General features: G+C 63.3%; 12 protein-coding genes. 9 read left to right on the top strand and 3 right to left on the bottom strand.

All coding sequences use genetic code 11. The annotated features are described in order from the left end of the window. Positions 1-4 precede the first annotated feature (4 nt). From WN73_RS25855 to WN73_RS25845, 3 genes are all read right to left on the bottom strand, one after another. The gene (locus WN73_RS25855) at positions 5-1,006 is read right to left on the bottom strand and encodes an NAD-dependent epimerase/dehydratase family protein (RefSeq protein ID WP_028171385.1); all 1,002 of its coding nucleotides are present in this window, start codon (positions 1,004-1,006) and stop codon (positions 5-7) included. Between the two features lie 24 nt (positions 1,007-1,030). Next, a complete protein-coding gene (locus WN73_RS25850) occupies positions 1,031-2,596 on the bottom strand; it encodes a PfkB family carbohydrate kinase (protein ID WP_097532105.1) in 1,566 nt (521 codons plus the stop codon). Between the two features lie 84 nt (positions 2,597-2,680). Continuing rightward, entirely contained in the window at positions 2,681-3,709 is a 1,029-nt protein-coding gene (locus tag WN73_RS25845) for an SDR family oxidoreductase (protein ID WP_011088169.1), read from the bottom strand. A gap of 160 nt (positions 3,710-3,869) precedes the next feature. Between WN73_RS25845 and WN73_RS25840 the strand changes: the two genes are divergently transcribed. The 9 genes from WN73_RS25840 to rplJ all read left to right on the top strand — a co-directional run bounded on the left by WN73_RS25840 (position 3,870) and on the right by rplJ (position 11,372). Then, positions 3,870-4,457 carry an SIS domain-containing protein gene (locus WN73_RS25840; protein ID WP_231166508.1) on the top strand — a complete coding sequence of 196 codons (588 nt, stop codon included), beginning with the start codon at positions 3,870-3,872 and terminating at the stop codon, positions 4,455-4,457. 48 nt (positions 4,458-4,505) lie between these two features. Beyond that, entirely contained in the window at positions 4,506-5,492 is a 987-nt protein-coding gene (locus tag WN73_RS25835) for a lysylphosphatidylglycerol synthase transmembrane domain-containing protein (RefSeq protein WP_271555323.1), read from the top strand. A gap of 85 nt (positions 5,493-5,577) precedes the next feature. Further along, on the top strand, positions 5,578-6,846 hold the full coding sequence (locus WN73_RS25830; protein ID WP_271555310.1) for a class I SAM-dependent methyltransferase: 1,269 nt from the start codon (positions 5,578-5,580) through the stop codon (positions 6,844-6,846). Between the two features lie 358 nt (positions 6,847-7,204). Further along, positions 7,205-7,396 carry a preprotein translocase subunit SecE gene (gene secE / locus WN73_RS25825; protein WP_007611620.1) on the top strand — a complete coding sequence of 64 codons (192 nt, stop codon included), beginning with the start codon at positions 7,205-7,207 and terminating at the stop codon, positions 7,394-7,396. After that, positions 7,396-7,950, top strand: a complete 555-nt coding sequence (nusG, locus tag WN73_RS25820) for a transcription termination/antitermination protein NusG (protein ID WP_007602985.1) — start codon at positions 7,396-7,398, stop codon at positions 7,948-7,950. The genes secE and nusG overlap by 1 nt, the downstream gene beginning before the upstream one ends. 133 nt (positions 7,951-8,083) lie before the next feature. Beyond that, complete coding sequence (gene rplK, locus WN73_RS25815; protein ID WP_011088164.1) at positions 8,084-8,512, top strand: 50S ribosomal protein L11; 429 nt, start codon at positions 8,084-8,086, stop codon at positions 8,510-8,512. A 6-nt stretch (positions 8,513-8,518) separates the two neighbouring features. Further along, on the top strand, positions 8,519-9,211 hold the full coding sequence (gene rplA, locus WN73_RS25810; RefSeq protein ID WP_011088163.1) for a 50S ribosomal protein L1: 693 nt from the start codon (positions 8,519-8,521) through the stop codon (positions 9,209-9,211). 107 nt (positions 9,212-9,318) lie between these two features. Next, positions 9,319-10,272 (top strand): 2-hydroxyacid dehydrogenase, encoded by a 954-nt coding sequence (locus WN73_RS25805; protein WP_028171389.1) that lies wholly within the window; start codon positions 9,319-9,321, stop codon positions 10,270-10,272. A 581-nt stretch (positions 10,273-10,853) separates the two neighbouring features. Beyond that, positions 10,854-11,372, top strand: a complete 519-nt coding sequence (gene rplJ / locus WN73_RS25800; RefSeq protein WP_011088161.1) for a 50S ribosomal protein L10 — start codon at positions 10,854-10,856, stop codon at positions 11,370-11,372. Positions 11,373-11,404: the final 32 nt, after the last annotated feature.

The raw sequence follows: 11,404 nt of genomic DNA, 5'->3' as shown, positions 1-11,404 counted from the left end.
CCGCTCACTTCAGGCTGATATTCTGCATCATCTTGATGTTGAAGTACCGGGGGTCGTTGAGCGAGTTCGGCAGGCGGCCGGCCTTGAAGGCGTCCACCAGTCCGGACACGGCTTGTTCGATCGTGTGCGTCGGCGCAAATCCGAGTTCGCGGCGGATCTTCTCCGAGGACACATGGTAGGAGCGCAGGTCGTCGGTCGGCTCGACCGCGATGTCGACGTTGTTGCCCACCACCGATTTCACGATGTCGGCGATCTTCATGAGCGAGTGGTTTTCGTAGCCGATATTGTAGGTCTTTCCGTCGATCTTCGCGTCGTCCTGCTGAAGCAGGAACAGATAGGCCGCGGACATGTCCTCGATGTGCAGGTTGGGCCGGCGCTGCGTTCCGCCGAACACGCGGATGCGGCCGGTGTTGACCGCGAGATTGGTCAGGATGTTGACGACGACGTCGAGCCGCTGCCGCGGTGCGTAGCCGCAGACGGTGGCGGGACGAACGGTGCACGCGACGAACCCGGACGCCGCCTCGTCGGCAAGGTCGGTCTCGCACATCGCCTTGAACTTGGAGTAGTCCGTGAGCGGCTCGCAGGACAGCTCCTCGGTCACCTCGGCCTCGTCCTTGATGCCGTAGACGCTCGAGGAGGAGGCGTAGATGAAGCGCTTGATGCCCGCCTTCTTCGCGGCGCGCACCATCGGCCGGAAACAGTCGTAGTTGATGGACTTGCCGAGCGCCGGATCCAGCTCGAACGAGGGGTCGTTGGAGATGCAGGCGAGGTGGATCACCGCGTTGTTGCCGCGCAGGGCCTCGTTGATCGCGGCCTCATCGCGGATGTCGCCCTTGATCAGCCGGAGATTCGGATTGTTGCGAACCGCGTCGAAGACGGATTCGCCATACATGAACAGGTCGAGCACGGTGACCTTGTGGCCCGCGGCCAGCAAGTGGGGAACCAGCACGCTGCCGACATAGCCGGCGCCACCGGTGACCATCACGTTCCATTTCTGATCAATCACTGTCGTTCTCCAGAATTCTTTGCGCTACTTCAGCAACGCGGTGACAAACTTGACCAGGGGGGCCTTTTCGACCGAGTTGCGGTGACCGACGATGCCGACCTTGATCGCGCCTGCGGCATTGCCGATGAAGGCGACGTCCTCGATATTGCCGCCCGCGGCAACCAGCGGCGCCGTGATCGTCAAGAAGGCATCGCCCGCGCCGACGGTGTCGACGACGGTCTTGGTGAAAGCGGGGACACGCGCGACACCCGTCTTCGACGAGAAGGGGTAGCAGCCGAAGGAGCCGTGCGTGATGATCATGTTGTTGCAGTCGATCTTGCGGTGCAGGCCGTTCTCGATCACCGATGCGATGTCGTTGAACTTGTCGGTGGCCGCCAGGCGCGCTTCCGGCGCGTCGATGCAGATGTAGTCGGCGCGCGGATACTTCGTGATCAGATTGTAGCCGTGGTTTCCGCTGTTGCTCTGGGCGTTGATCGCCAGGAACCTGGAGTTCGCGATCAGCGTGTCGATCGTGCTGGGTGCGATCATGCCGTGACCGAAGTCGGTGACGATCACCACATCCCCGCCGCGAACGCGCTCGGCGGTGATACGGTCGATCTCCTTCCGCTCGGTCTCGTCGAGCGGCGTGTCGTCCATGGTGTAGACTTCGAAGAGCTTGTGCAGATAGCCCAGCTCGACGTACCGCAATTTGCGGGTCGTCGGACGGCCCTGAACGCGGATCGGCGTGAGCGTGACATTCGGGCGGACATGCGCGCGGATGAACTCTTCGGGGTAGTCGTTGCCACCCAGCGTCGTGACGATCTCCACCGACTTGCAGAAGCTCGCCACGTGATTGGCCGCGGCGATGACGCCGCCGGCAAATTGCTCGCCGTTCTTGAGCAGGGTGGCGACGATGTTTTCCTTCGAGGCCTTTCCGAGCGCCGTGACGTACTGGTATTCGTCGATGATGGTGTCGCCGACCAGCACGACGTGCATGTCCTGGATCTTGTCGATCAGCTTCAGCAGTCGTTCGGCGCCACCGCCTTCGCGCACCTTCTGGAGGTAGTCGCGCAGAGGGGGATCGTAGATGTCGAAGTAGCGGTTCATCAGCGACGACGAGCTGAAGGTCACGTCGCGCGTGAAGACGATGCGGCCGCCATGACGCTCGACGGCCTCTCGCTCGGTGGCGATCTTGCCGGTGACGTCATCCTCGGGGTTTTCGTAGTCAGAACCCTTCACGTAGATGTCGGGGCGCACGGTATCGAGGATCGGCTCGGCGCTCGATGTCTGGTTGATGCCGACCCAGTCGACCGTGCCGAGCGCGGCCAGCATCTCGGCGCGCATGTTCTCCGGGAAGATCGGCCGCCCGGGGCCCTTGTTGACAAAACGGTCGGCCGTAACGGTCACGATGACGACGTCGGCCTCGTTGCGCGCCGCCAGGATGTGCCGGACGTGGCCAAGATGCACGAGATCGAACACGCCGTGGCAGAGCGCAACGGTGCGGCCCTCGGCCTGCGCGGCGCGCGCGACCGCTCCCAGTTCCTCGATCGTCTTGATCTTCTCGTGCGGCGCCGGATGGACGGCCGCCTTGTCTGTCGCAGAATTGCCCATGTGAGTTACCCAAAAGCGCCGGCCGGCCTCAGCCGGCTGGTCCGAAATTGATCGATTCGCGGTAATGATACCCGGCGAACCTGTTCAATAGCTTGCCTTCTGCGGGGTACCGGGCGCCGAATCGCTGTCGTCACCGAGATATTTGAACCAGTCCTTGGTGGCGTCGGCAATCTTGTCCACCGTCCACAGGGGAGCGTCCTTGTACTGGTCCATCGACTTCAGCATCGTCGCGACGCCGTCCTCGAATTTCACCTTCGGCGTCCACTTCAGGACCCGCTTGATCTTGGTGATGTCGGCGTAGGTGCAGTCGGGCTCGCCGGGGCGCTTGGGAATGTGGACCTTGTCGCCGCCGAGCAACTCGACCAGCCGGTTGACGCTGTAGGTGTTGTCCGAGCCGACGTTGAAGATCTCGTGCGAGACGTCGGAACGCGCTGCCGTGACGAAGGCGTCGGCGACATCGCTGACGAAGGTGAAATCGCGGGTCTGCTCGCCGTCGCCGACCACCGTGAAAGGCTTGCCGGCGAGCTTCTGCGCCATGAACACGCCGAACACGGCACCATAGGTCCCCGTGGTGCGATGGCGTGGCCCGAACACGTTGAACAGACGGAGCGCCACCGCCGGAAGCTTGTAGACCTGGCACCAGTGCATGACGCACTGCTCGCCGAGATTCTTGGTGAGCGCGTAGGGGTACATCGGCCGGATCTCGGCGCTCTCCGGCGTCGGATAGATGTCGGGGATGCCGTAGCAGGACGACGACGCCGCATACACGAAGCGGCTGACGCCTGCCTCCCGCGCAGCCTCGAGAACGTTGACCGTGCCGTCGACATTGGCGCGGTGATACGGGATCGGCGATTCGATCGAGGGAACGATGTCGGCGAGTGCCGCGAGGTGAAACACCCAATCGATACCGGAGAAATACGGGCTGATCGACTCGCGGTCAGTGACGTCGGCACGGACGATCTTCAGCCGGCTCGAATCGGCGCGCGACGACAGATTTTCGGAACGTCCGATGACGAAATTGTCGAGCGCGATCACCTCGTGGCCGTCATCGAGGAGGCGATCAACGAGGTGACTGCCGATGAAACCGGCGCCGCCAGTGACGATGCATTTCATAGGAACATCCGTAGCGCGAATGCCCTGCGGGCGTCGCCAATGTTGAGTGAAACCCTGAAGCCGACTAACAGTCGGTCGCAACTTTTGCAAGTATTATACCTTTGCAATCGCTAGTAATAGCCGGTATCAGGGCGTCATGTTGCAGTCGAGCCGTCACGCCATGCCCGCCGAATCTCTCGATCCCGATCACAAGGCTTTCCTCGACGATTACGTCGGACGCCTTCATCGCGCGACGGCGATTGACGACGGTGTTTTTGCCGGCATCTCTGCCACTCGCACGGCCTGGTTGCGCACGCGCGAGCAGGGCGGTCGAGTCATCTTCATCGGTAATGGCGGCTCGGCCGGCATCGCCTCGCATCTGGCGATCGACCTCGCAAAGAACGCATCGGTGCCTGCGCTGTGCTTCAGCGATGCAAGCATGATGTCGTGCCTCGCCAACGACTACGGTTTTGAGGACTGGATCGCGCACGCCGTGCGGCTGAGCGCCCGCGCCGGCGACTGCCTCGTTGCGATCAGTTCGTCGGGGCGCTCGAAGAACATTCTCAATGCGGTCGCGCAGGCGCGTTCGATGAAGCTCGATGTGATTACGATGTCGGGCATGAATGCGGACAATCCCCTGCGTAATCTCGGCGACGTCAATTTCTGGGTGGACAGCCGCAGCTACAACATTGTCGAGACCACGCACCAGTTCTGGATGATGGCCGCGATCGACCTCGTCATCGGTCGCGCGGAATACCCGGCGTCCTGAGGCGGGTATCGGATGCAGTCGCGCTTTAAACAGACAGCTTTGTTTTCGGTGAAGCTGTTGCTGTCGATCGCGGTGCTGGCCTATATCGCGCGCGGCCTCGATCTGGGCCGGTTGCGGACTCATCTCGTCTCCGTCGACCCCTTCCTGTTCGCTCTCGCGCTGGCGCTGATCTTCTTTCAGACCTTCGTGCTCAACGGCCGGTGGGAGCTGATCATGCGTGCGCTCGGCGTGTCGCTGGACTGGTTCGCCGGCTGGCGGATCCTCATGATCAGCCTCTGGTTCAATCAGGTGCTGCCGTCGTCGGTAGGCGGTGACGCGGTTCGGATATGGCTGCTGCGCCAGCGTGGCGTGCAGTGGCCGGAGGCGGTCAAGGGGGTTGCCGCAGACCGTTTCACGGCGTTGATCGGGCTGATCGTGCTGATGGCGGCGGGATTGCCGCTCCTGATGTCGCGCGTGTCCAACGAGGCCGCGATCCTGGCGATCGGCGGGCTGACGCTGGCGGGTGTCGCCGGCACCGTGGTCCTGTTGACGCTCGATCGCCTGCCGAAGCGTCTCATCGCGCTTCCCGCGATCGCAAGCTTCGTCCGGTTCGGAACGCTCGTCAGGTTTCTTCTCGTGCGATCCGAGTGCCGCGGTTTGCTGCTCGGATCGGCGCTCCTCATCCATCTCGTGACGGCAGCGGCCTGCTACGTCCTGGCGCGCGGCGTCGGAGCGCAGCTCTCGGTGCTGGACGCCGGCATCCTGATTCCGCCGGTGGTGCTGTTGACGGCCGTTCCGATCTCGATCAGCGGCTGGGGCGTTCGCGAGGGGGCCATGGTCGCCTGCCTTGGCCTTGCGGGCGTTCCTTCCGAGGAGGCGCTGTCGGTTTCGCTCCTGCTGGGTGCCGTCAGCGTGGTCATCGGTCTTGCAGGCGGCGTGATCTGGCTGGCAAGTCCGGAGCGCGGCTCGTATTCCGCGGACAAGGCGGCGAAGGCTGCGGAAGAATCACCGAACTACGGGCTGGCGAAGGCCGAGGAGGTATCGAGCCACCCTTGACCCGCTTGAACCAGTTCTGTCCATCTGATCTTCACAGGGTGGGATTGCCCCACCTGCGCGCATCTCTCCGTTTTCCGGTTCCACGATGAAAAACCTGTTCTACGTCCGTCATACCTGCCGCCTCTGTCACTCGGACAAGCAAGAGCTGGTCGTCCCGATGGCCGGCATGCCCATTGGCACGCCGAACTTCCAGGTGCCGGACGCCAGCGTTGACGATCCCGTCTTCAGGGCCGCGGTGCCGATGGCGCTGCATCTGTGCAGGGACTGCGGCCACCTCCAGATTCTCCATGTCGGCAATCCGGAGGTCCAGTACCGCAACTACGTCTACACGACCTCGCTCTCGCTCGGCCTGCGGCAGCATTTCGAAGGCTATGCCAGCGACGTCGTCAGCCGCTTCGGAATCGCGCCGGGCTCGCTGGTGGTCGAACTCGGCAGCAACGACGGATCGCTGCTCGGCTTCTTCAAGGAGCGTGGCATGCGGGTGCTGGGCGTCGATCCCGCCGTCGACATCGCGCGGCGCGCGACTGAGGCGGGCATCGAGACCATCGGCGATTTCTTCACCGACGCTGTCGGGCACCGCATCCTGAAAAGCCACGGTGCGGCAAGCGTCGTGATCGCCAACAACATGATCGCGAATGTCGATAATCTCGATCCGCTGGTGATCGGGGTCCGTGACGTGCTTGCGCCGGACGGGTTGTTCGTCTTCGAAACGCAATACGGCGTCGACGTCACCGAGAAGAACCTGCTCGACACCGTCTATCACGAGCATCTGTCGTATTTTAACATCAAGCCGCTGACGCGCTTCTTCGCGCGGCTCGGGATGGAAGTGATCGACGTCCAGCACATCTGGACCAAGGGTGGCTCGATCCGCGTGACGGTGCAGCGCGCCGGCGGCGCGAAGAAGCCGTCGGCGGAGGTCGCGCGGTTCATCGCCGAGGAAGACCGGCTCGGCGTCGATCAGCCGGCCTATTATGCGCCCTATGTGAAGCGGATCGCGGCGATTCGCGACGAGTTGGTCGCGATGGCCGATGCCGCCCATGCGCGCGGTCAATCTGTCGCCGGCTATGGCGTCTCCGTCGGCACCACGACGTTGCTTCCGCAGTTCGGCCTGGAGAGCAAGATCGACTTCCTGGTGGATGACGATCCCAAGAAGGGGAACGTGATGGCCGGCCCCGGCTACGACATCCCGATCCTGCCGCCCGCCGCCCTTTACGAGCGCAAGCCGGCGTTCGTCGTCGTGTTCGCCTGGCGCTACGTCGACCCGATCCGGGCCAAGCATGCCGGTTATTTCGCTGACGGCGGAAAGTTCGTGGTGCCGTTGCCGGGCATTTCCATGGTCGACCGGGCCGGTTGACGCGCCTCCTGCGGGCGCCGTCAGCGTGAGGCGGGTGGTGAGGTCGGTCCGAGCGTCAGGAGGACGCTCGACCCGGCCCGGTAAACCGTTGATTCGCATGGGCTCTGCCGTAGGCCGTCCGGGGACGAGGGACGCTGGACGGGTGAGCCGTGACCTTGACGTTTGGCCCCGTTCGCAGTAGATACCCGCCACCTGCAGCCGGCCCGTTAGACGCGGATCTCCGGCGCGGCTTTGAAATCCCCCGAACAATCGAGCCCGGTTTCCGGCTCATCCTTCGAGACAGAGGGCTGGGCCAACGGCGGCTGTTCGGATCCCTGAAATTCATTCGCGTCTGTCGACGGACGTTGGACATCAAACGATGGCAGTCAGCCCGTTCAAGTTCTTGCAGGAAGTGCGCTCGGAGACCGCCAAGGTCACCTGGCCGACCCGTCGCGAGACCACGATCACCACCATCATGGTGTTCGTCATGGTCGCTGTGGCCTCGATCTTCTTCTTCGCCGCCGACCAGATCATCCGTTACCTCATTACCTTCCTCTTGGGCATTCACTGATGGCTACAGCAACCGCTCAATTGTCCGACAAGCGCTGGTACATCGTCCACGCCTATTCGAACTTCGAGAAGAAGGTCGCCGAATCGATCCGCGAGCAGGCCAAGCAGCGCGGGCTCGAGGAGCTGTTCGAGCTGGTGCTGGTTCCGACCGAGAAGGTCACGGAAGTGCGTCGCGGCCGCAAGATCGACGCCGAGCGCAAGTTCTTCCCGGGCTACGTGCTGGTGAAGATGAAGCTGACCGACGAGGCGTTTCATCTGATTAAGAACACGCCGAAGGTGACCGGCTTCCTCGGCGCGGAAAACAAGCCGATGCCGATCTCGGAAGCCGAGGCCATGCGCATCCTGCACCAGGTGCAGGAAGGCGTGGAACGGCCGAAGGCGTCGGTGTCGTTCGAGATCGGCGAGAACGTGCGCGTGGCCGACGGCCCGTTCGCCTCGTTCTCGGGTGTGGTCGAGGAAATCGACGAGGCGCGCTCGCGCGTGAAGGTCGCGGTGTCGATCTTCGGCCGCGCCACGCCGGTCGAGCTGGAATTCGGTCAGGTCGAGAAGGTCTGATCGGGTCGCGCGTGAAGCCGAAGGCTTCGCGCAAAGAGAGGCCGTGGGAGGGAGAGGGCGGTTGCCAGCCGCATCCGACCCAGACCACGAACCTGAAACCGCCGGCGACATGCCGGCACAACAGGAGTGATACATGGCAAAGAAAGTGACCGGATACCTGAAGCTTCAGGTCCCGGCCGGTGCGGCGAATCCTTCGCCCCCGATCGGTCCCGCGCTTGGTCAGCGCGGTCTCAACATCATGGAGTTCTGCAAGGCGTTCAACGCCCAGACCCAGAAGGAAGAGAAGAACACCCCGATCCCGGTGATCATCACCATCTATGCGGACCGTTCCTTCACCTTCGAGATGAAGACGCCGCCGATGTCCTACTTCCTCAAGCAGGCCGCCAAGATCCAGTCCGGCTCGAAGGCGCCGGGCCGCGACAAGGCCGGCAAGGTGACCAAGGCGCAGGTGCGCGAGATCGCCGAGAAGAAGATGAAGGACCTGAATTGCGACACCATCGAATCGGCCATGAAGATGGTCGAGGGCTCTGCCCGTTCGATGGGTCTGGAAGTGGCGGGGTAAGCGGTCATGGCAATCGGAAAGCGTTTGAACAAAGCCCGCGAAGGTGTTGACCGCGAAAAGCTTTACCCGCTCGCGGAAGCCATCAAGATGGTCAAGGAACGCGCGAAGGCGAAGTTCGACGAGACCATCGAGGTCGCGATCAATCTCGGCGTCGATCCCCGTCACGCCGACCAGATGGTCCGTGGCGTCGTAACCCTGCCGAACGGCACCGGCCGTACGCTGCGCGTCGGCGTGTTCGCCCGTGGCGCCAAGGCCGATGAGGCCAAGGCGGCAGGTGCCGACGTCGTCGGCGCCGAAGACCTGGTCGAGAAGGTGCAGAACGGCTCGATCGATTTCGACCGCTGTATCGCCACCCCCGACATGATGCCGCTGGTCGGCCGTCTCGGTAAGGTGCTGGGCCCGCGCGGCCTGATGCCGAACCCGAAGATCGGTACCGTGACCATGGACGTCACCGGTGCGGTGAAGGGTGCCAAGGGCGGCTCGGTCGAGTTCCGCGTCGAGAAGGCCGGCATCCTGCAGGCCGGCGTCGGCAAGGCCTCGTTCTCCGAGGAGAAGCTGGTCGAGAACATCAAGGCCCTGGCTGACGCTGTCTCCAAGGCGAAGCCGGCCGGTTCCAAGGGGACCTACATCCAGCGCGTTGCGGTGTCCTCGACGATGGGCCCCGGCGTGAAGGTCGAGCCGGGCACCATTCTCGGCTAAGGTTTGCCTCGGCTAGAGGTTTGGAAATTGCACGAGGCGAGGGGCGGAATTGGGCAACCGATTCCGCCCCTCTTCGTTTGTGGCGGCGTTCACTGGAAACGAGAACAATGGCTGACAAGGTCCTGATCTACTCGCGCTTCCCCAAGACGATGATGGCGCGCTTCGCCGAGCGGTTCGAGATGCTCGACACCGGCGGCAAGCCCGTGCGGGAGGTGTTTTCGGCGGACGAGCTCGGCGGCATTCGCGCGATGCTGACTGGGGGCGGCACCCCGCTCGGGGCCGAGGCGATGGACCTGTTTCCGAATCTCGGCGCCATCGTCTGCTACGGCACCGGCTATGATGGCGTCGACCTGAAAGCGGCCGCCGCGCGTGACATCGCGGTCGGCCACAGCCCGGGGGCCAATGCGGCCTCGGTTGCCGATATCGCGATGACCCTGATGCTGGCGACGACGCGGCGGATCCTGGTCGCCGACCAGTATGTCCGCAGTGGCGATTGGGCCGCGTCAAAGCCCTCGCCGATGATGCGTCCGCAGGCCGGCATGCCCGGCCGCCGTATCGGCGTCTACGGCATGGGCGAGATCGGCCGCAAGATCGCCGCGCGCTGCGCCGCCTTCGAGAGCGAGGTCGGCTATTTCAGCCGCAGCAAATACGATCTGGCCTATCAATATTTCCCGACGCTGGAGGCGCTCGCCGACTGGTGCAGCGTGCTGATGATCGCGGTCCGGGCAGGGGCCGAGACACAGCACGTCGTCAACGCCGATATCCTGGGGCGCCTCGGGGCGGACGGCTATGTCGTCAACATCTCCCGCGGCTCCGTCATCGACGAGAAGGCCCTGGTTGCGGCGCTGACCGACAAGACCATCGCCGGCGCCGGCCTCGACGTCTTCGAGCAGGAACCGCACAGGCCCGACGCGCTGACCGCGCTCCCGAACGTCGTGTTCGCCCCCCATATCGGCGGCCACACCCTGGACTCGCACGTCGCCATGCAGAACTGTGTACTTGCGAACTTGACCGCGTTCTTCGCGGGCAAGCCGCTGCCTTACGCGGTCAAATCGGCCTGAATCGGTCCTTGTTGGGCCATCTCAAGCCCGCCCGGCAACGGATTGGAACTGGTGTGAATTTTGCTCTTGGCAAGCAGGCCCGGAGCGGTTAAAGAACCGCCTCCGGACGTGCCGGCCTCGGCTGGCGCGTTCGTGCACGCATTCCGAAAACCCGACAAGACAGGAGATCATTCCTTTTCAGGACGTCCGCAAGGATTTGCCGGAAAAGGAAGGAAAACCCGTCGGTTGGTGGAATGCGGGCAGGGGTCGGGCGGTTCGCCGGCTGACCTTGTCCTGTCCAAGACTGCAGGCGCCCGCGGGAAATTTCGATTTCTCAACGGCTTAATCGCATGGCCTGCATAGACGGGTGAAGACCGGATTTCACTTCGCATCCAGCTCTAAGGGCTGGCTTGCGGAACGGGTCTGGTTCGGACCTCGACACGCCGTGGGCTCTAGCGGGCTCCCGGAGGGCAGGCTTTGAATTGTCGTCTTGCCCGGCGTGTCCGAAGGGTTTGCCCCCTGAGGTTCAGGTTTGGGCGGGACGATGGGTGCAACCCGGCGGTCCCGCTTTCGCGATGACCGCCAACCGGAAAGAGCTTGCTGTGGAACGAGCGGCAAAAAAAGAAGCGGTCGAACAGCTCAATGGGGTCTTCAAGACCACGAGCGTCGCGGTCGTTGCTCAATATTCCGGCCTCACCGTCGCCCAGATGCAGAAGCTGCGCCAGCAGATGAAGCAGGCGGGTGCCTCGGTGAAGGTCTCGAAGAACCGTCTCGCCAAAATTGCTCTTGAAGGCACTGACGTCGTTGCCATCGGCCCCATGCTGAAGGGACCGACCGTGATCGCCACTTCGAACGATCCGGTAGCGGCGCCAAAGGTCGCCATCGAATTCGCCAAGGCGAACGAAAAGTTCGTCATCGTCGGCGGCTCGATGGGGAAGACCGTCCTGAATGTCGACGGCGTGAAGGCGCTTGCCTCGCTGCCGTCGCTTGACGAACTGCGCGGCAAGATCGTCGGCCTGATTGTGGCCCCGGCGACCAAGCTCGCTCAGCTCGCCAACGCGCCCGCGGGCAAGCTCGCGCGTGTCATCCAGGCTCATGCCTCAAAGGGCGAAGCGGCCTGACGCCCTTCGCAAAACTCAAACCCGAACCAGAC

It is taken from the genome of Bradyrhizobium sp. CCBAU 45394 (assembly GCF_028128655.1).
In the GTDB taxonomy this organism is placed as follows: Bacteria; Pseudomonadota; Alphaproteobacteria; order Rhizobiales; family Xanthobacteraceae; genus Bradyrhizobium; species Bradyrhizobium diazoefficiens.
This window is presented reverse-complemented; position numbering and strand designations above follow the sequence as displayed.